Genomic DNA, 19850 nt, shown 5'->3' on the forward strand with positions numbered 1-19850 from the left:
ATTCAAATTTGCTACATTTTAATTGTTAAAATCATGAAGAAAACAATAAATTTCAATGGACGATTTATATTGTTTCCAAGTTAAAACTGCGGTGTTTTTTCATGAACAATAACACTCAATGGAAATTATTTTCCAATAAAAAACTTAGTGCCTTAAAAAGGAGCATTATGGTAGGATCGCGCGTTTATTATAAAGAAGGGTGTAGTATTTATGAGTCAAGAAAAAAAAGAGAAAAAGACGCTTTGGGATGCTTATGCTTTTAGCGTCAGTTATACAGGACTCACCACTTTAATAGGACATCCGGCAGAAAGACTTAAGGTTGCAATTCAAACAAATCTGTACCAAAGTTCTTATTCTGTTACAAAACAATTCATAGGTGCGAATTTCTATCATTTATCAACAGGACTTATGTCGTGTATTGTTCGTCAACAAAGTAAAATGATATACAGACCGTTATTGATTACATCTATGCCAAAAGAGATTGATAAATACCAGTTTCCTATGGCTCTAGGTAGTTTCTTTAAAGCAGCAGCTGCGGCTACTTTTGATACTTTAGTACTTAGCCCGCTTGAGAATATTAAAACAGTACAAATGAGAACTATAGCAAGCCAGGATAAGCCTATAAAACCTGTTCAAGCAATGCACACTATTTATCAACAAAGAGGATTCCCTGGCTTTTTTGTTGGCAGTACGGCGACACTTGGAAAAGCATTCCCAAGTTGGCTCTATTTATTCATGACGTATCATGCAATTAAAATCAAACGGGAAAAACAAAATTTTTTATCAACGATTCTGTGGGCAACTGCTGCTTCAGTTCCTGTTGTTTTTGCGACGACTCCGCTTGATGTGATAAAGAGCCGGCAACAGGCTTGTACTGAACAACTTAAGCCAACAATAAGGGAAATTGCATCGGGAATTTATAGAGAGCATGGCATTAGTGCTTTTTTTAAAGGATTTAACTGTCGCTTATTACATAAATCATTGTCTACGGCAGGTGCTTATATGATTTTAGATATTGCAAATAAGATGTAAGACATCATCAAATAAGCGTTTGCTCTTTACACAAATAATTTCACTTTGTCATATGAAAATAGTCGTTATCCTGAATGAGGCACGCAGTTTGGTCACAATAAAGAACAATTATTTGAGCTGATAAATGCAAGAGCATCTGTTTTTTCTCCAAATAATTTTCAACCCACTAGCGGTCTCCGACGCCGATGACCGGCGCCGGGAGTACGGAATAATTATAACAAGCAAAATCGAAACCGAGACCAGAATCAACCTGTAAGGGGAACAATTTCTTATCATGAGACAACTCAAACGTTTTACTGAATGAACTCTCGTTATCTAATACGCTCTTTACATCCGAACAATGAATTTGGGCGTCATAAGCGGTCATCTGCCGCCGCACATAACCAATCACTTTTTGCCAAAATAAGTTACGGTTGTCCCAATTACCCAAAGCATTAAAGTTATTGTTGTAGGCCTGATACGCTGCGATTAAGTGCTGCAGATTAAAATGATTGCCTTGCGTAATTTCCTTTGGGCAGGTATTTTTTTTCTAAATCCTTCAATCACGGAGAGACCATGGTCTTCCTCATTGATAATGGCTAATGCAATGGCATTATAATAGGCTTGTAGCTCTGAGGCAGGCATAGCTTATCACAAAACAATCGATATGATCATTAATTATGCTTTGTGATGGCTATTTAGCGCCAGCGACTAATTAGAAGTTTTTACTGTATGTAATATAGTAAAAAAGAAAAAATAGTTTGAAGAATTTTTGCGGCTGTGCAACAGTTCGTATGCGGTACTCCAGACTAGATACCGTCGTAATCAGGGTTTCCGTTGCACTCAAGCTATCATATGAAACGAGTCGACTAATTTATGAATAAAATCACACATAATGAAAAAGATGCGTTAAAAGTAGTTGAACAATTCAATCATTTAAATGCATCACGAGCCCCCATATCAGATTTTTTACCGATAGTTGATCCAGAAAATTTAATAGTTACTCTCCGTGGTAGTGATATAGCCTTTAAAGGCATTGCTGGCTTTGCTGATCATCAAATAGGTAAATTAATCTATTTTGATCAAAAGTTTGAATGCGAACTTATTAAAAGCGATACCCAAGGTGATCATATTACGCTCAGTACCAAGGGGGCTTGGTATGCAAAAATTTGGCAATCTCCTGCTGCTTACAGTCAACAACTGATCGCGGATTTAAGCCATACTTGGATTTTAAAAAAAAGCAAACAATCAACTTATATAATTGTTACCCATATATGTGAGCATTTTAAATATAGAGATGGATTTTCTCCTCGTGATGAGGTCGAGGATTTCCATCTTAATCTGAAATAATTTGGGCTACGCTATAGCAGTTGGTATGGCTGAATGAATTCCATAATCTCGAGCAACATAATTACAGGTGCATAGTACATCCCGTTGGTTTGCTGATCCGCCCACTACCCCCGGTTTATTGTTTAATAAGGGATTAACCCTGATTTAAATGGCAGCATAAAAACAATCCATGTCAACATGAATTATTTTTCGAGGCGATACAATTTTTTCGTTTAAAGGATTTGGCATATGAGCAAAGTATAGCCCACGTAGATCTTATTAGTGTGGCAATTTAACTTATTAAAAGGGTGATCCAATATATATAAGTGGTATAAATTTACACTAATACGATGAAATAAATAGATCAATGCGATCTAAGGCCATACGGTTTTTCATCTTTTTCTAAAAATTCCAACTCAATTTGTTGTTTAAATGCTCTATATAATTTGCTTTGATTTTCTCCCAATAATGTCTGAAAAAATCCTTTTTTAGGTTTAATCTTGTTCTCTAGCATGGATAATAATAATTTAATATCTTCTCTTTCTAGTGACGATTCGTGGGTTAGATAAGCACTTAAATTCGTGAGCCATTTTTGGTAACTCTTTTTACTGTCTAAGTGAGTTGTTATGCGGAAAAAATGGGTTAATACTGTTTGGGTTTTATCAAGAGTCTCTTTTTTAAATGCTGGTTCAAAATGTGCTTTGGAGAGTCTAGATTCAACTTTAGATTGTATTACTTCAAGCGAAAGACGCTTAAAAGCCTCTTCTAAATCAGCTTCGGATTTGATAGTTGCTGCTAATTGCGGTGTTAAAATTTGGCATTGTTCAGGATACATTATAAAACATCGTATGAGTTCATCTAAATGATAAGGGATTCGAGTAACATTGATTGTCGAACAATCACCAACTGTACGACTTTTTAAATCATGCATCACTACATCAAGCGGGATTTCTATGTTATCAAAATAAGTGATTCCATCATTCAAGGCTTGTTCAAAAAGAATCGCCTTTAAAGTCTTTGCTGTTTTATGACGGCCTATTTCAACAAAATAAGCTAATGCGTCATTAACCGTTGTTATCGACTTCTCTTGAAAGCTTTGTTCTTCTAAGTCTTGAATTAATTTTACTAATGTCTTCCTGCGTTTCAAGCTTTGAGAAATAGCCTGATTTGTGATAGTTCGAGCTATATCGAATGAGGAGGGGTAGGGAATACCATTTAATTCCTGCAAAAGTGTTTCAAATGATTTGCGATCAATATCGATATCTCGGCGATCTTTTGTTTGCGAAATCAGACTAGATGTTAATTCCCCCCAGATTCCATCGGTCATTGAAACAATAATATCACCTTCAGTAAGTTCAAGTGTCTGTCTGACAAGTACATCATCTCTATTGGCAGTCGACGTGAGTGTTTGAACTGATGGTGGAGTCCATGTATTAAATCCCCGATAGATATGACGAGCACAAAGGGTATTTTTTATCTTATAGTGTTTATCTAATACAATAATTAAGCCGTCGCCGATATTTGCAAACTCGCCAGAATATCCATCTCCTTGTTGGTATTTATAGATAAAAGCTGCTATGGATGCATGTGCATCATGCTCCCTACTTCCATGAATATTTTTTCTTGAAGGAGTTACTTGGCTAATTAAGTCGAGTGTTGTATCAATATTTTCGTCGCTATCCAAAAATTCTTCACAGGTCGATTGAGATACTTTATGTATCATTTCATCTTCTTGTTGATCGCCAGTTCCTCCACCTAAGCCATCAGTGACTACAACTCGTGCACCATTAATTGTGCCAACTTTATCTGTAGTGACTAATGCACCAGAACAATCAAGTACCATATCCTGTTCCATATCTTGAGACTGATGAGCAAGACTTGAACCAATAACAATAGCGCAATTATGGCTTTGATTCACTGAATAAAATCGTGTCGATAAAAAATTTTCTAAGTCATTGGCTGTGTCTCTTGCAATGGCTTGTGAAAAAATAACTTTTTTGCTTGTGATGATTTTATCTCTCATTGTATTACTCTATATAAATCAGAACGGGCGGTTTTTTTTACGACCATGAAAACTGTCTCGGATATAAGTCAGCTGCTATTTTAACAGAATTTCACGTGTATTTTGTTTAGCAAAGGTTTTAAATTGTTGCGCATATTATAACCGCCCAATTAAGGTACCATAAAATATCGGAAAATTGAATTTATTTACATCATGGTGGTCTATTATTATATATAAGATTGCTTTTTCTATGAGTAATTTTATGGCTAATCTACCCGGACTTTTTTTTCTAAAAGCCTATCCACCTGAAGAAATATGGAGATTGTTTGTTGATGGACGCTTTTGGTCAAAAGAAAATGGTTGGCAAGGTTATGAATCAAGGGAACAAGGTTCTATTAATGCTGCTTTAGAAAGTTTATGTTCAATTGCTTTACAAGTTGATAGGGCAGGAGAGGGTTTTGAATTAAGTGTTGATTTAATAAAGGAAATTCATAAAAAATGCGGGAAAAAAGTAGAGGAGTTACAGGACAAAAACCCAGGTGAAATTAGAATTGATGAACCAGTGTCATTTGGTATTCCTGCAAACCGTGCATCAATTAAAGGTATCGAAGAGTTCCTTGGTTTAGTTTTCCTTTTAAAAGGCGAAGCAGAGTTTGGTCCTGGAAAAATTGGATCACTAGGTTACCCAAAGTTCGATAAAAACTATTTTAAAGATTTGACTGTTGAAGAAATACCTGAGCTTGCTAAAAAAATATATAAAGACATGTGTGAAGATGGTCATAGCAATACGACTCATTTTTATCTCGCAGTACAAAAAAATGTTGATGAGTTCCTGGAAGCAATCACGCGATCTTATAACAAAGAAATTAAAGACGCCCATACCATTGACGCAAAACTTCAAGTAATTGCCAAGCACATTCGATATTATGAAGTATTACATCCTTTTAGGGATGCTAATGGCAGAACCTTTGTAAATAATTTATTAAATATTCTTTTGATGCAGCAAGGTTTACCGCCTGCAACATTTTATGAGCCTAATGTTTTTGATTTATATAGTTCTGATGAATTAGTCGTTGTTATTAAAGAAGCAATTTTTAATACAGTAGAGATTATTGAAAAAAGTAAACAGGGACTTTCTTTATATGGCTACCGTCCAGGCCTGAAAGATAGTGAAGAGTTTATGAAAATGCTGGATAGCCCTGCTTTTAGAAAGATTCATGAAGATGATCTTTTAGATTTAGATATTAAAACCCTGCAAAGCAATACCAAAAAATGCCTCGACTCATTAGCTGCCCTATATCCGCTTCATCGAGGGGCTGTTTACCTGAGCCACCCTAGCGATATAAAAGAAGTTGTATCTATGAATGAGTCTCAGATTAATGAGCGTATAGTGCAAGGTGCTCCTCCACTTTATGTGGGTAAAACCCCTATGCATTTAGCTGTGATGATGCACAATATGGCAATGATTGATGAGCTTATTGCACAAAAAGCTGATTTATCAATTCCAGATTACGATGGCAAAACAGTTCTTCATTACGCTGCGGAATCTGGAAATATGCAAATAATGGAGAAAATATTAAAAGCTATATCATATCAGGATGACTCGCTTAAGCTATTAAAGGTTAAGGACAATCAGGGCAAAACAGCATTCCATTATGCTGCAGAGTATGGGAGTCCAGAGCTCATAGCTATCTTAATATCCACGGGGCATGTTCAGATCAATGAACCTGATAACAGAGGTGTGTCTCCAATAACTTTAGCGTATAGAAATCATAAAATAGCAACATTCGAAGTGTTGTTCGATGCAGGTGCAGATGTTAGTAAAGAGCTTCTGGATATGGTAGTAGCTCGAAAAGATATTGACACATTTAAAAAAATTATTAGTAAGAATGAAAAACTTCTTTCAAATCCAGAAGTTTTAAGACTTGCTATTAGTTTTGGAAGCAGAAGTCTCATAGGAAAGTTTTTGCAGGAAGGAATGGATATTAATACTCCATTGAATCAAGATAATGCAACTCCATTAATGTTAGCTATTAGTAGTGGAAATATAAAGTTAGTAACATATTTATTAAAAAAAGGCGCTAATACAAATGTAACTGATACGACTGGTCACTCTCCTATGCATTATGTTTTTTATACACGTCCAGAACCAAGAGAAGCTTTATTAAAGCTAATCGCTGAAAAAAACAGAGAATTGCTTGATAAACCCAATAAACATGGATGTCCTCCTTTACATTCCACGATTACAATGCAAGATTTCAAATGCATGCAAATTTTATTGGATATGGGAGTAAAGACTGATTGCCAAGATTTAGATGGAAATAACATTTTACATGCGTCTATGGGTAGGTGTGCTTTGCCTGTGATACATCAAATTCTATCGATAGATCGCACTTTGCTTCATCAAAAAAATAATGATGGAAGAAATCCATTGCATCATGCGCTTGCTACCTCATTTGTTCCTAGGCGCCTTGAAAAAGAAGATGAAATTAAGTTTATAGATTTAACTGATTTGCTGATAAAAGAAAAAGTAGATTTAAATACAAGGGATGTGAATAAAAAAACAATATTAGATATCGCCTTATCGAAAAACTATTGTCATTTATGCGTAAAACTGATGAAAGAGGGAGCTCATCCTAATGTGTCTTCAGCTGCTGGATTTCTTGAGAAATCAAGCTCTGACTCTATTTTTAATCGCCCTAAGACCTTTAAAAAAGGATTGATGAAGAAATTGAGTACTGATCCTTTAACTGCAATGGCGCAACTGAATGATTTATATATAAAAATCAAAGCAAATGATATTCGCACCCCTAAGGATTATTTACCGCAGTCAGGTATAACTTTCTTTAAAGGGAAATCAGATGAAACGAAGGCCCATGAACAGGTATTATCCGTACTAAAAGCAGCCTATGATATTAAGCTTAAAGAGCTGCTTGGAAAGCAAGGTGAAAAAGAAGGTTTGGATAAAAGGAAGCCATTCCTTGATGAGAGTCTTAGGTTTTTAATTAGACATCAAGAAATTTCACGGAAAATTGAGAAACCTTCTGAGCAGTTGGTTGAGGGGGAATCCTATAGAATAAAATGGTAACTTCCTCAGAGATAATTTTCTGATTCCCAATATTAACTGTTTTTTCTAACGAAACGTTAAATGAGTCCCAGTTTTTATCATCACCCTACTAGCCGCTCACATCGGCGGATAGTCAAATAACTATCTTATGTTCAAAATCAGTACTATCATACCATATATGAGCTATAAAATATCTTGATGCTTAATATTTGGTTAAGATGTTTTGTGTAAAATGTAATCCAAATTTTTGTAAGACGTGAAAATTAGGAAGTAAAACGATGTTGAGTAGAACAGTTTGGCATGCAAGAACTAGATGTACCAATAGAACTATCTCTGTAGGTGGCAATACACATATCGTTCGTTATTATTCTCAATACAATTGGAAACAGTTCAATGATGGATCTTGTGATATTGCTTCAGTGCTTGAGTCAGGAAAAGGTTCATATCCAGAAGTATTTAGCGATCCTTCTGTTGAATTTACAGCATTAAAATATTCGGTACAAAAAAAAGATGAACTCGCACTGAAACAAAAAGGTTTTGGCCGCTACAAAGGTCACAATGGTCAATCTATTGGTGATTTATTGCTGTTTGAACCGCCACGCCGTTCTTTACAAATAACAGGAGCTTTAATTCCTTTATTGTTAAAAACGCCTGCTCAAAATAATGATTTTGGCGTTTTTGTCCGCAATTTTCATAGAGAACATATTTTACCGGTGATACCGCAAATAAGTATGGTGTCTGAACGACAGAAATATTTGAATTGGGTATATGATGTGCTTCAGGATCCATGCAAACAGAAACATCTTTATGTTCATATGCATTTTACTAAACTTAAAGCAGAGCTTTTAAAACGGAAAGAAAAAGGAGTAATTGACGGATCAGACCCTATGCTAACTGAGTTAGCTATGATTCACTTAGCAGATGAATTTCTAAAAGGTGACATAGATAAGCGAATATATACTCTTTCAGAACGGGTAATTGAAACACTTCTTAAGCAAGCTAAATATGAATCATTACCTCTAGTTTCAGCAATGAAGGCACAGACATTTATTGGTGTCCAAGAAGAAGCACCTAAAAGTTATCCTGACCGTTTCACTGTTTTGATGGCGGGTGGACCTGGTAGTGGCAAATCCATTACAACAGAGAGTTTTGCTTTGCAATTACAACAGCAAACCGGATACGCATTAGATGAGCTGGCTCTTCTTACCGTTGATAGAAAACGAACAATCTATTACGGAGATGAATGTGTGAAAGGAGCTCAAAAAAAGTATATTGGTGCCTTGACGCATGACGAAGCAGTGGTGACTTACAATATGAGTGGTGAGTTCTTAACACGCCGTATGGATAAACATAAACGAGTGCCTAATGTATTCAAAGAGATGTGTAACATTTGGCCTAAGTGGCTTGACATCGGCTTAAAAAAGGATGGTACTTATTTAATAACTATTTCGACAAGAAAACCTGAAAATGCGGTCGATGGCGTGATTCAAAGGGGTATTTCAAATAATGATTTTATTACTCCGCCTGAATATGTATTGAATTCTTACCGCAGTGTTAGTGAGCGTTTTCCATTAGTCATTCAAGAAAACCAATCCAAAAAGGTGATTATCAGTGTGGTAAATAATGAGTTGGCGATTGTGAAAAAGTTCAGTAAAGAGAAAGGAAAAGACTCACAGGAGTCAGGAGATAATAAGCCCGCTATAGTAGTAGATTGTGAGACTAATACCATCTATGTAATCAATCTTTTGCAATATGTCGATTTCATTAATCAAAGCCAACTCAATAGCAAAGCAACCTCTGCAGATGAACTATTTAAAGGCGCAGATATTTCGATTGCGACGAGTGTGGCAAGAGTAATTGACCCAAGTAAATTCGGATCCGCTAGAATTGCATTTGTTCGACAAGGAGTTACTTCAACTTCAATTAATAATCTTAAGAAAAATATTGTCGCCACTGTTCAGGATGGAGCGCTCGATGTGCAAGCTGAAGCAGATTTTGCAGAATTAAAATCTGATGCTCCTGAGCATTTTGAAGTATTGGAGAGTTTAACATCTCAAAATTCACTGCAAACAGCTACAAAATAATATGAAAAGGATTCCAGGGAGGAATCCTGTCTCAGCTTTGAATCGAATATTATTTAAATCTCGGAGTAGGGCCTTGGGCATCCGCTGATGAGGTATTTTCAAGCTCGTTCACAATCGTTTTAACGGGTTTACTTAATTCTGATTCTGTCTCATTTCTTCTGACTATTGACCAATTTATATCTTTGAAAAAACGGTTAGTAGGGGGGGTGGGCTTAATCGTTTTAGGGAGAGAAGAAGTAGTGAATCGTCTAAATAACATCATCTATAAAATCCTTTTTAAATAAAACAGCGTATTAGTTATGATAAGTTTTTATAAAAAATATGCAAGTTTTATTTGTTGCAGATAAATAAAACGTGTATGTTATTGTTTTTTCTTTGGATTTAATTGGTTTTTATCTGGTAATGGATTCTCGTCCAACTGCTTGGCAATAGTTCGTGTATTTTTATTCAATGAATTTATTTGTTTTTTGTCTGTAGTTACAGTCCAGTCTATCGACTTTCCAAAATTTTTGGGTACCTTTTTAGTCATTGATTTTCTCCAAAATGAAAAGAACTACTTTTGTATAAAAAATAGTTTATTTGTATATATTAGCAAAATATTTCATGTAGAGCAGCTGAAAAACACAATAGTTACTCTCGGTGGGGGGTGAAAATGTTTATTGATAGGATATAGGTTTTTTTCTAAGTATCTTTATCTCGCTTTGTCTGGATTTTTCTTCCAGAATTTTCTGCTTGGCGCGTCTTGAGCGTCTTTTCTTTTGTCGTTTTAATTTTTCAATTTTTTGCTGTTCTTTTGTTTTTTCGTCACTCACAATTGAATGTAATTTTTCACAAAGCCGTATTCTTGCAAAATATCGATTGTCTTCACGGCTCCTGGATTCCTGACATTTGATTTCCAAACCGGAAGGTATATGTTTCAAATAAACTGTCGAGGCGGTTTTATGTAGCTTTTGACCTCCTTTACCACTGCCAACGATAAATTTTTCGACGAGATCATCATCTCTAATGTGAAGTTGAATCATTAAGTTGGTTAACTTATCCCATTTTTCTTTATTAATCATCTTGCATTGTTTTTATGTTATATGCTGCAGTCTAACGATTATTCCCGGATTTTTATTATATGATACGCGAATTCAAAAGGATAACTCTATAAATCCAGATTTATTATTGTTGCGATATAATTTTTATATAAAAGTCTAATTTAGATTGGAATGAATAAAAAAATAATTCACTGTCGTATCTCTAAAAATCAATTACGGCTTAAAAATGAAGATAATTTACCGTGATCGAATTAAAAATAATTTTAGGAAAATTGAAATTATTCCTTTAATAGATCAAGGACTTATCGCATATTCCAATGGAAAAACTGGCTTACCCACAATCGGTGAGCTTCTTTTTAATAAAGCAGTTTTTTTATTCAGCTAATTATTTAACATCATAGTGTTATAAAACTTTCTCAAACGCTTAATAAATGATAAAAATGATGTGCATGGAATTCTTGTTTGGGTTAGGGATGCTAATTTATAAAGGGAAAGTATTAACCAAGTTTAAAAATAAGAAGAGCGGTAAAAATCAAGGGGAAGTCGATGGTTTTTATCGTGATTCCGATGGAGTGGAATATTTTATAAAAAAACCTAATGATCCCAAAGAATTGTTCACAGAACTGTTTGCGGGTTTGTTGCTGCAAGAATTTATACGCCGTCAATTGATTGATAAGATATATCATGCATCATTCATTACTGCTCAACTGATTCAATTTGAAGATGGCAGTTATGGACTGATTCAACCTAAAATTGAATTTAAAGAGTTATATAAAATCATTGGCACAGGCTATCGAGATGGTTCCGATAGAGATCCTTTAGTGGAGATGTTTTACGGTCCCCAATCCTACTTATTACTGACCCAATTAAAATCATATTTTGGTCTTGCGATCGCATTGATGTTTTCTTTGCTTTTCGGGGATAACAGTGTGCACAGCGGGAATGTGGTTTGCTTGGATGTCCTGTCCTCAGTTGAGATGATGTTTATTCAATTTGCGCGCATTGATTGGGGCGCTGCATTCCGTTATTACGGTCATAAAAAGAATAATGAAAATCTTTTGAATCCATTCGAGTATCAAGGATGGTTTAATCCCAAAGGATATACGAAGGGATATTTTCTCAATTACAAAAAAATAAAAGGATTGTTTCCTGCTATTGCTGAACAGGCGTTCCTATTACAAAAAAAGGTCAATGAATCATTGTTTGTTGAAATAATTAACTCTGTTTTAAGACAACTCCCAGTACATTTAGTTGATAACAAGACTAAGTTAGAGTTAGCACAATATTTATGTATTGAGTCTTTTGGAAAAATCAATTTTGGTGTGGAAGATCAGCAATTTGCAGTTGATTTGGCACATATTTTATTCAATCGATTAGACAAGATGACTACTCTTCAGGATTTTCCAGATAGTGCAGTTGAAGCAGACTTACCGCAAGTTATGTATGCAGAAAGCATACCAACAGCTATTGGATTACCAGTTAATATTGTTATTCCTTTTAATCAACAAATGAGCATTTGGCTCAATATACTTTCTTTAACCGATGAACGAAGTATTTTTGATTTTAACAGCATTGATCGTACTAAGTTAGTGAAACAATATAATTTTTTTATGGACGCTTTATTGCGTCAAGTGGAGCAATTGGAGTTACTCCTACACTATGATGGCACTGTAGAGGATGAGGTGCGGCATTTATCAATAAGTCATTCTTTCCGAAATCAGTTTGCTTTAGACATGGACTTAAAACCGACCTCTTCTGATACAGCACCAAGTATTTCTTATAAAAAGCCTCACCGGCAGCTGGTTGAAGCTGTGTTAACTACGAGTTTTAATGCCATTATTACGATTAGAGTGATACAAAGTACTCAAGCCACAACAATGCTTGCCAGTGCATCTGCAATTCATTTTCTGTTTGATGCTTTAAAAATGTATCTACATGATTTCAACGCAACTCACACTCTGTTTTTGAAAGAGGTGCAAGATATGCTTTTGTCAATGTCAGGAACACAACTTGCACGAGTTTGTCTCAATGAAATGGAATTTATAAATTCCAGTTTGCTCATCGGAATAGTTCTAAAAAATCCTGAGCTTTGGGAGCGTATGAATCAGGCTTTAACTGAAGAGTACGAGATATTCTACCAAGAGAAAATAGATGATTACCTTGTTAAATTACGAAAATGTCATGCAGATTATACCTTATTTTTAACTTTGGTCAGTGAATCGCTATCGATATCCCAACTCGCTACAAAAAAGCTTGTAGTGGATAAATTAAATAGTCTTTTTGAGAGTCTACCAGAGTTTTTGCAAAAGGAGCTTGCTGCGCTCTTAAATCAAATTCAGGATGACTTTAGAGGTTTGCAGCGCCGGCACAGTCTTAAGTTGGAAGAGCTGGAGCAATTGCAATTGAATGAACAACTTTTAGAAAATAATAATGACTCTTTAGAGGAAAAGAACAATTTCGTAGCACAAACTGATAAAAAAGAGACTGATGTTAAGGAATGTATGCTCTATGAAAAAATCTCAACTGATAAAATCCTTTGGCAAGCAATAGTAGAATCCCAAAGTGAAGAATTACCTCTTGATGACCTGCTTGTCTTAAAAAATTTTTATGACAGAAAAAGGGAGGAGTGCACTGATGTTTCAGGTGAGGCATTAAGCATTTTTTATACCCATGCGTTAATGGTGCGTTTATCGGATAGTTCTTTAACAGAGCAAGCACATATCATTCTATATGATGCTTTAAAAACATTTGACACATCGAAAAAATCAACTATTTTAAATGAGGCAATTCACTTGGTTAATGTCCTATTTAATAAAGTAGGAGAGGTGAAACCTCAAATGATAAACAGGTCACTTTTTTTTAGTCGACATAATTCAGGAGCTTTATTTGTTAATAACAACCCTAGCCAGGATCATTCAGTCTCATCTAGCGGATTAACAGTATCCAGCACACTTGAACAATGATGAGAACAATTGAATGAGCGGTGCAGGATAAGTAAGGAATGAGATATGTTTAAAAAAATTGATGGAATAAAACACAATAGAGAAAAAATAATCAAGGCAATTAATGGATTAGAAGTAGTAACTTATGAGACGGTTTCAACTTTCTTAACTCAGCAACTTGCAGAAGGCACACTAAAACTGGATCACAGTGTCTATAAGCCTGCTGATCCAACTACTGAGATGCCAAGTGGTGTTGGCCGATATCTTCTTTATGATCATACTGATACATCTAATCCATTCTCGATTTGGGTATTTGCATTTGCGCCTAAGCAAAAAACAACAATTCATGATCACAAATATAAAGGCACAGTTACTGTTCTAGAGGGGCCTATATCCGAAAAATATTACCAACCTACTACTGCATGCACTGCACGACTCGTGAATCGTGTTGATCGTTATCCCTTTCACTGCAATCGTGATGACTTAAGTGGGGTTTTTGTTCATCAACTCAAACGAAGAAAAGCTTTAGGAATAGGGATGAGCGTCACGTTGCATATATACAATATGGAAGCCCATTTTGTGGATCTTGAAGGTAAAAAAATGGATCGAAGAAATTTAAATATAATCTATTCCAAGGATAAAATAATAAATAAGGAGAATATTCCTGGCTATTCAGAAGCTCATCCTGAATTAACCTATAGAATGTAATCTGTTGTTTTAGGACAAAATGAACCATTTTCAGGGCGGTTAAACCTGGCAAATAAATGGTGAATTTTGTCTATTTTTACCTAATGTCTCAGTCAAAAAATTCGCATAAATATAAACGACTACTACAAATAATACTTTTTGATCTGATAATGGCGTGAAAGTATTGCGCGTGCCATTTTGATCGTATAGATTACAAGTTAAGCGAAATAAAAACTAAGGGACTAATGTTATGTCAAAGTGTTTCGTTCCCACCACACAAAAAGATAGTTTATCCAATCATAAAACCTTACTGTACTTGGTACAGAGGGTTAAGAGTCCATTGGCAATAGAAAAACTTAAGTAGTCTTTCCCCTTATACAAGGGGGATTAATAAATACAATGTAACTCACATAAAAAACGTCAAGGAATATAAAAACAAAAAAAGGAGCCAATATGTTTGATGTTGATAATAGTGGTAAAGGCAACTGTATGTACTACGCATATAGCATTTCTCTAATGTATTATTTACGAGCTAAAAATGCTCCTGATATTACAGAAAATATTTTTAACAAGTTAAAGCTTAAAGAAGATGATAAAGTTCTTTTGCGAACATTATTGTCTAAGAATCCTAATTATCAATTTACATCACGTGAAATCAAAACCATTATTGAACCTGTTCTTGGAAAAGCTACTCGAGATTTGGCAGCTGAATATACAATACGAGAGTTTAAATTGTCTCCTCATGATTCACCCTTATTTTCTTCAGCGAAATACGGCTTGGAATTTTGTTTCCGACAAGCACTGCTTGAGAACGGTTCAGAACTGCATCAGCTAATTGATCATGGATTTACTAATCCCGATTATACTGCAGCTGAAATATATAAGATGAGTGGCACCGATCGCGGGATGACAGAGCATGCAATTGGAAGAGTGCCACATATTATAGAGGAGTTTAATCGCCTATGGGCTATAAAGGTAGAAGAACTCAAAAAGGAAGAGAAACAGTTTACTGAAGAAGAAATTAAGGTTTATAAAGAAAAACTTTTTGATAATATTTTAAGAGATGAAACAGTTCACTACTTTTTAGCAGAGAATGAAAAATATTTGAACCTGTACAAAGAACATTTACAAAAAGAATATGTATGGGGTTCAGAAGAAACTCTTTTAGTTTTACACCGTGCAATACAAGGTGAGCGTATGGTGCGAAACGAAAAGGGTACTGTTGATGCGTTTTACGATACGGAGATCGTGTTACATATTCATAGAAATGGCAGCAGTCCTTTTTTTCAATCCAGAAGCCCGGATATGATTTTGAATAATCGAAGTGATATTCATTGGACTTCTACAGTTCCTGATTCAATATTCACAACAACATTAACAGATAAAGAACAAAACCTTTTCGAGATACTTGATGAACTGCGTGTCATGCATTCTAAAATTGTAATCGAAAAGGATCCGATTGCACAAGATTTGCTATCTACTTTAATAAAGCAAGTGGATTTAATTTATGCTAACCCAAGTTATGCAATGAAAGAAAAAGCGATGGAGTCTGTCTTTCAGCTTGTTGGTAAGTTAATAATTAAAACAGGGAGCGATTCTTCCTGGAGACTGCTTCTTGGAAATTTTCTTTCTGCGTTTATCGAGTGTACCCCTAAATTTTTAGCAGACAAACCAATGAGCTCTGAAAGCAAAGAGTTAACTCCTATGCAACCTTCTGATAAAGAACTACTCTCGAAACAAGCTGGAATAGCTTCTTTAAGTATATTCTCTCATCATACTTTATTTAAAAAACCAGAAGAATCTCTGCGAAAAACGTATCCTCAGGAAATTGCTCGCTATATTTCCGAAGGTAAACAGAGTGGTCCCAAAGTAGCTAAAGCGATGAGGCAAATGTATCAAGAGGGGCTTGAAGGTAATAAAATATTTACTCCAGAGAAATGTAGAGAAATTGCTTTACAGTATCTTAGTTATGTAAAGTATAAAAAGCGTCATTTTATGCTGACTGAAATACATCATTTTGTCAAAGAAATGGATGAAATGATAAAACAGAAAGAAGAGAGCCTCAAAGGCGATACGGAGCATTTGAATGTCATGGACAAAAATGCCGTTAAAGATGCGTCAATGTCATTGATGTGAGGTTTTGATAGAGTTTAAAAGATTGGGTAATTTACTCATGGTTGTTGTCATTCCTGCGAAGGGTAATGTTGTGGGCAAATTGCCAATATAAAAATGGATCTCCGCCTGCACAGAGATGATGAGTTACTTGCCAATTGAGTAAAACGAAACACCAAATACTCTTAGCTTGACGATTATGGGCTGAAAAGCCCAGCAACGATTATGTATCGGAGCATCATTATCTGTTTTTGCTAATATAGAGGTGAAACAGCTGACGTAGTCATTCCTGCGAAGGCAGGAATCCATCAAAGCTGGGGCACATTGTCAATATATAAGATGAATCCCCGCCTATGCGGGGATGAATGATTTGCATTGAATTAAAATAAAACACTACATAGTCTTAGTTTGAAGACCATGGGTAATTTACCCAATCGTTACTCATTAATTATTGGCTAATTTCATCATCTTCTGAATCTTCTGGTCCAGCTAAAAACTTATCTTCATAGTCAATCACAAAACCGGCAAAAATTCGAACGATGCGGTCATCAATTTTTTCAGGATAGTGTACAGAAACACTCCAGCTTTTGTCGCCAAAGTTTCGATTGAATTCGGCAATTGGGTGGGGGTTGTTAGTTGATGATAAAATGACAAATCGGTCAAAGCTTGGATTTGCGTAAGCAAAGCCAATTTCAGTCGCTTTTCCTGCTTCATCATAGTCATAAATAGTAAATTTCGCAGATTCAAGAGTTGCTAAATTGCCATCAATAAAGCCAATTTGCACGCCCCGAGTATCATATATATCAATCTCTTTGGCCCAGGGATATAAAGAACCTAAGGAAATGATTCGTGTAATACCCGTAGCTTGCCATCCATCTTTATTGGATAAATCATAATTTGTGCGGATACGAAATGCGCTTTTCTTTACTGATCCAGGATAGGTCTCTTTTTGGAGGGATTTAATCTGATAAATTTCAGAAAACTTATAAACATCTTTTGTAACCACAAAATCATAGGGATGGTCTTCGTGAACACCATAACTATTAGCTAGAGTTGCATAGGATAGTGTAAATAGGATGGACAAAAACGATATCAATAATTTACGCATTTATAGAACCCCTTAAATAATATTTGGAAATACCTATTTAAAAACTATGAAAAAATAAAAAATATATATAATTTAATATTTTTCACAGCCCTCCTGAGAGGTGGGATGTATAGTAAATCAAATTAATCATGGAATAAATTGTTTCTAGAAGTTCAGTGATTTTTGAGAGTGGCTCAGTTAATAAATGATTCAAAAAAAAGCAAACTGATAAATTATAATCTATAGTTAGAACACCATTATTAAAAAAGGAATTTGCTATGGACCTACTTCTATTAATTGTCTTAATTGTTCTTTTGCTCGCGGTACTACCTACTTGGCCATATAGTAGTGGTTGGGGATATTATCCTAGTGGTGGTATAGGCTTAATTCTTGTTATTTTGATTATTGTATTGCTGTTACGGGGTGGTGGTCCTTAAATAAGAGGAGTGTTTCTTCTGCATTTATTCGCTGCAAAGTTCTCTCAAGCCTTTGGCTTGAGAGAAAAATACATCTTACTTTGAGTTTACTAAACTACCAGCATGCTGCTCTTCATAATCAGTTTCCTCGTCCTCAACAACCTCACCTTCTTCTAGAATAGGAAATAAAAAAGCAGATGGGTGCGTGCTGCTCCCAGGCTCAAAAATGCTGAATCGGGTCAAATTTGAACCACTGGATTTATCCCTTACTGTTTTGACTCCCTCCTCAGAAAGAGATATAAGATTGATTTCTTCCTGTATTGTTTGACATCCACGATTCATTATTGAAATTTTAGGAATTAATTCAGAAATCTTGAGGTTAAGTTCATTCATTTCCTCTTTTAATGGTTTTAATTGTTTACTTAATTCTTTCTTGGCTTTTCTTTTAATGGAATGATCTTGTAATTTTTTTTCTATAGCCTCAATCTGGATTTTGAGTGTCGATGTTTGCAGCATCATACTTTTCATGGGAACCGTTACTGCTTCTCTGGAGGCTTCTTTCATATGCTCCAACTGTTCACATATAGAATGTCTAGTGTTTGCTAGATGCTTCAATTTATCAGTATGGCGCTCTTTAAAATCATAGTTCCACTTTTCATCCGTAATGTAATTTTCTAATACTGGAGTTAACTGGCTTATAAATCCACTTAGCCCCAAAAAATCTGTTTCAAGGAAGAGATCTAAAACTTCGGTCAAGCGTGGAGCCATAATAATAGCGAGATTATTGTACGTCATGAGATTGGTATCCTGGAATGTACCCGCTTGGTGCATTAAATAGCAGTAATGATCAAGAATTTCTCCTGCACGTTGATGATCAATTCTTTTCGAAAGTAAGAGATTATGAATAAATTCATCGAATAATTCAGCTGCCTTAATAAGATTTTCTTCATTTTGAGCTTTCAATAAAGACTTTAATTTTTTAGAGAAGATGACAAGTTGGCTATCTGCAGAATCTAATATTGGGCTATCTTTAAAAACAGCAGGTATCATTCCTAAAATGTTGTGAAGATTCAAACCATCTACTTTATTATTTTCATATACATAATGGCTTAGAATATCCACATCAAATTGTTTAAGGATAAGTTGATCAAGTAATCTTTGTGACTCTTCTTTAGCTCCCGCGACTCGAAAAACCCCTGGGGTATTTAATAATTCTGGATTTTGGGAGGCTAATTGAACAATCGAGCGGAATACATTCACTATTACATGTGTATTGTAGGGACCAGGCATTTAAATTCTCCGGATAAAATGAATGATATAATATATACTTCCCACTAAACTTTATACTGCGTTGCAAGCTCACTCGGCTTATATATAAACGCTTTCGCCTCATTGACTTGCCCTCGTCTAAAGCTCGGAGGGTAAATGCTACTAAGATCTTTGTTTCTAATATTTTCAAAAACTGAAAACTCTTTAAAAAATCTTAAAATTTGCCTAGAACTATGTTAGTAAATTTTCTTATCCAATAATGCATCCGGTGTGAGTAAAATCGGTTATCAAAACAGGATTAGCAAAAGCTGATGCTTTTGTGCTAAAGAAAAATAAATTATGATATTGCAACCTGTTAGACCTTAACAACCATATTAAATCCTCCATAAATCAATCGCTTGCCATCAAAAGGCATGGGATTAATATCTGGTTTTAATCGGGGATCTTCCATGACTTTTTTCATTCCCTCATCACGAACTTCTTTTGATGGCCAAAGAATCCACGAAAAAACGACTATTTCATCTTCTTCGCACTTGACTGCCATTGGAAACGAAGTAATTTTGCCCTCTGGAACATCATCCCCCCAGCACTCAACCAATTGTAAGGCACCATGTTCTTTAAAGACCACAGCAGCTTTTGTCGCATGTTCAATGTATTGTGTTTTATTTACTTTTGGTACTGCAGCAACAAATCCATCCACATAATTCATAAAAAAGCTCCTTTTAATTTATAAAAATACAACAGATTATTAATATGGCACATTTAATTTCATTATTCCAAATTTGTTAGCGGATACAGGTGTAT

The 19850-nt window shown here is 35.1% G+C and carries 16 protein-coding genes and 1 pseudogene; 8 read left to right on the forward strand and 9 right to left on the reverse strand.

The window, feature by feature from the left end; all coding sequences use genetic code 11:
- Positions 1 to 210: 210 nt before the first annotated feature.
- On the forward strand, positions 211 to 1032 hold the full coding sequence (locus Lpar_RS09625; RefSeq protein WP_058517742.1) for an MC/SLC25 family protein: 822 nt from the start codon (positions 211 to 213) through the stop codon (positions 1030 to 1032).
- A gap of 468 nt (positions 1033 to 1500) precedes the next feature.
- On the opposite strand, the gene Lpar_RS19350 is transcribed toward Lpar_RS09625, so the two are convergent.
- On the reverse strand, positions 1501 to 1656 hold the full coding sequence (locus tag Lpar_RS19350; RefSeq protein WP_237759383.1) for a hypothetical protein: 156 nt from the start codon (positions 1654 to 1656) through the stop codon (positions 1501 to 1503).
- Positions 1657 to 1887: 231 nt separating this feature from the next.
- On the opposite strand from Lpar_RS19350, the gene Lpar_RS09630 reads away from it, so the two are divergent.
- The gene (locus Lpar_RS09630; RefSeq protein WP_058517743.1) at positions 1888 to 2361 is read left to right on the forward strand and encodes a hypothetical protein; all 474 of its coding nucleotides are present in this window, start codon (positions 1888 to 1890) and stop codon (positions 2359 to 2361) included.
- 9 nt (positions 2362 to 2370) lie between these two features.
- On the opposite strand, the pseudogene Lpar_RS18490 reads toward Lpar_RS09630, so the two are convergent.
- Together Lpar_RS18490 and Lpar_RS09635 are read right to left on the reverse strand one after the other, a co-directional pair.
- Positions 2371 to 2589 (reverse strand): annotated as a pseudogene (locus Lpar_RS18490) (Y-family DNA polymerase); the annotation flags it as partial.
- Positions 2590 to 2704: 115 nt separating this feature from the next.
- Positions 2705 to 4363 (reverse strand): hypothetical protein, encoded by a 1659-nt coding sequence (locus tag Lpar_RS09635; RefSeq protein ID WP_058517744.1) that lies wholly within the window; start codon positions 4361 to 4363, stop codon positions 2705 to 2707.
- 241 nt (positions 4364 to 4604) lie between these two features.
- On the opposite strand from Lpar_RS09635, the gene ankX reads away from it, so the two are divergent.
- Together ankX and Lpar_RS09645 are read left to right on the forward strand one after the other, a co-directional pair.
- Entirely contained in the window at positions 4605 to 7430 is a 2826-nt protein-coding gene (gene ankX / locus Lpar_RS09640; protein ID WP_058517745.1) for a Dot/Icm T4SS effector AnkN/AnkX/LegA8, read from the forward strand.
- A 257-nt stretch (positions 7431 to 7687) separates the two neighbouring features.
- On the forward strand, positions 7688 to 9493 hold the full coding sequence (locus tag Lpar_RS09645; protein ID WP_058517746.1) for a hypothetical protein: 1806 nt from the start codon (positions 7688 to 7690) through the stop codon (positions 9491 to 9493).
- A gap of 49 nt (positions 9494 to 9542) precedes the next feature.
- On the opposite strand, the gene Lpar_RS09650 is transcribed toward Lpar_RS09645, so the two are convergent.
- The 3 genes from Lpar_RS09650 to Lpar_RS09655 all read right to left on the reverse strand — a co-directional run bounded on the left by Lpar_RS09650 (position 9543) and on the right by Lpar_RS09655 (position 10554).
- Entirely contained in the window at positions 9543 to 9755 is a 213-nt protein-coding gene (locus Lpar_RS09650) for a hypothetical protein (RefSeq protein ID WP_058517747.1), read from the reverse strand.
- Between the two features lie 99 nt (positions 9756 to 9854).
- Positions 9855 to 10022: a hypothetical protein gene (locus Lpar_RS19095; protein ID WP_165482436.1), complete on the reverse strand. Its 168-nt coding sequence runs from the start codon at positions 10020 to 10022 to the stop codon at positions 9855 to 9857.
- A 127-nt stretch (positions 10023 to 10149) separates the two neighbouring features.
- Positions 10150 to 10554, reverse strand: coding sequence for a peptide chain release factor family protein (locus Lpar_RS09655; RefSeq protein ID WP_058517748.1), 405 nt, complete (start codon positions 10552 to 10554; stop codon positions 10150 to 10152).
- Between the two features lie 428 nt (positions 10555 to 10982).
- Here Lpar_RS09655 and Lpar_RS09660 point away from each other — a divergent pair, with 428 nt between their 5' ends.
- The 3 genes from Lpar_RS09660 (at position 10983) to Lpar_RS09670 (ending at position 16298) form a co-directional block, all read left to right on the forward strand.
- On the forward strand, positions 10983 to 13496 hold the full coding sequence (locus Lpar_RS09660; RefSeq protein ID WP_237759384.1) for a LepB GTPase-activating domain-containing protein: 2514 nt from the start codon (positions 10983 to 10985) through the stop codon (positions 13494 to 13496).
- Between the two features lie 45 nt (positions 13497 to 13541).
- Positions 13542 to 14183 carry a cupin domain-containing protein gene (locus Lpar_RS09665; RefSeq protein WP_058517749.1) on the forward strand — a complete coding sequence of 214 codons (642 nt, stop codon included), beginning with the start codon at positions 13542 to 13544 and terminating at the stop codon, positions 14181 to 14183.
- A gap of 432 nt (positions 14184 to 14615) precedes the next feature.
- Positions 14616 to 16298, forward strand: a complete 1683-nt coding sequence (locus tag Lpar_RS09670) for a hypothetical protein (RefSeq protein WP_058517750.1) — start codon at positions 14616 to 14618, stop codon at positions 16296 to 16298.
- Positions 16299 to 16722: 424 nt separating this feature from the next.
- Here Lpar_RS09670 and Lpar_RS09675 read toward each other — a convergent pair whose 3' ends face one another.
- On the reverse strand, positions 16723 to 17382 hold the full coding sequence (locus Lpar_RS09675; protein ID WP_058517751.1) for a hypothetical protein: 660 nt from the start codon (positions 17380 to 17382) through the stop codon (positions 16723 to 16725).
- 257 nt (positions 17383 to 17639) lie between these two features.
- Between Lpar_RS09675 and Lpar_RS18495 the strand changes: the two genes are divergently transcribed.
- Positions 17640 to 17798, forward strand: coding sequence for a DUF3309 family protein (locus tag Lpar_RS18495; protein ID WP_082650358.1), 159 nt, complete (start codon positions 17640 to 17642; stop codon positions 17796 to 17798).
- A 75-nt stretch (positions 17799 to 17873) separates the two neighbouring features.
- Here Lpar_RS18495 and Lpar_RS09680 read toward each other — a convergent pair whose 3' ends face one another.
- Positions 17874 to 19067: a Rho GTPase-activating protein gene (locus Lpar_RS09680; RefSeq protein WP_058517752.1), complete on the reverse strand. Its 1194-nt coding sequence runs from the start codon at positions 19065 to 19067 to the stop codon at positions 17874 to 17876.
- 334 nt (positions 19068 to 19401) lie between these two features.
- A complete protein-coding gene (locus Lpar_RS09685; protein ID WP_058517753.1) occupies positions 19402 to 19755 on the reverse strand; it encodes a DUF1428 domain-containing protein in 354 nt (117 codons plus the stop codon).
- Between the last annotated feature and the right edge of the window lie 95 nt (positions 19756 to 19850).

Source organism: Legionella parisiensis (assembly GCF_001467945.1).
In the GTDB taxonomy this organism is placed as follows: Bacteria; Pseudomonadota; Gammaproteobacteria; order Legionellales; family Legionellaceae; genus Legionella; species Legionella parisiensis.

What these genes read in the sequence shown, in the direction of transcription:
- Lpar_RS09625 (WP_058517742.1), top strand. Translation starts at nt 211, where the DNA reads ATGAGTCAAGAAAAAAAAGAGAAAAAGACGCTTTGGGATGCTTATGCT.
- Lpar_RS19350 (WP_237759383.1), bottom strand. Translation starts at nt 1,656, where the DNA reads ATGCCTGCCTCAGAGCTACAAGCCTATTATAATGCCATTGCATTAGCC.
- Lpar_RS09630 (WP_058517743.1), top strand. Translation starts at nt 1,888, where the DNA reads ATGAATAAAATCACACATAATGAAAAAGATGCGTTAAAAGTAGTTGAA.
- Lpar_RS09635 (WP_058517744.1), bottom strand. Translation starts at nt 4,363, where the DNA reads ATGAGAGATAAAATCATCACAAGCAAAAAAGTTATTTTTTCACAAGCC.
- ankX (WP_058517745.1), top strand. Translation starts at nt 4,605, where the DNA reads ATGGCTAATCTACCCGGACTTTTTTTTCTAAAAGCCTATCCACCTGAA.
- Lpar_RS09645 (WP_058517746.1), top strand. Translation starts at nt 7,688, where the DNA reads ATGTTGAGTAGAACAGTTTGGCATGCAAGAACTAGATGTACCAATAGA.
- Lpar_RS09650 (WP_058517747.1), bottom strand. Translation starts at nt 9,755, where the DNA reads ATGATGTTATTTAGACGATTCACTACTTCTTCTCTCCCTAAAACGATT.
- Lpar_RS19095 (WP_165482436.1), bottom strand. Translation starts at nt 10,022, where the DNA reads ATGACTAAAAAGGTACCCAAAAATTTTGGAAAGTCGATAGACTGGACT.
- Lpar_RS09655 (WP_058517748.1), bottom strand. Translation starts at nt 10,554, where the DNA reads ATGATTAATAAAGAAAAATGGGATAAGTTAACCAACTTAATGATTCAA.
- Lpar_RS09660 (WP_237759384.1), top strand. Translation starts at nt 10,983, where the DNA reads ATGGAATTCTTGTTTGGGTTAGGGATGCTAATTTATAAAGGGAAAGTA.
- Lpar_RS09665 (WP_058517749.1), top strand. Translation starts at nt 13,542, where the DNA reads ATGTTTAAAAAAATTGATGGAATAAAACACAATAGAGAAAAAATAATC.
- Lpar_RS09670 (WP_058517750.1), top strand. Translation starts at nt 14,616, where the DNA reads ATGTTTGATGTTGATAATAGTGGTAAAGGCAACTGTATGTACTACGCA.
- Lpar_RS09675 (WP_058517751.1), bottom strand. Translation starts at nt 17,382, where the DNA reads ATGCGTAAATTATTGATATCGTTTTTGTCCATCCTATTTACACTATCC.
- Lpar_RS18495 (WP_082650358.1), top strand. Translation starts at nt 17,640, where the DNA reads ATGGACCTACTTCTATTAATTGTCTTAATTGTTCTTTTGCTCGCGGTA.
- Lpar_RS09680 (WP_058517752.1), bottom strand. Translation starts at nt 19,067, where the DNA reads ATGCCTGGTCCCTACAATACACATGTAATAGTGAATGTATTCCGCTCG.
- Lpar_RS09685 (WP_058517753.1), bottom strand. Translation starts at nt 19,755, where the DNA reads ATGAATTATGTGGATGGATTTGTTGCTGCAGTACCAAAAGTAAATAAA.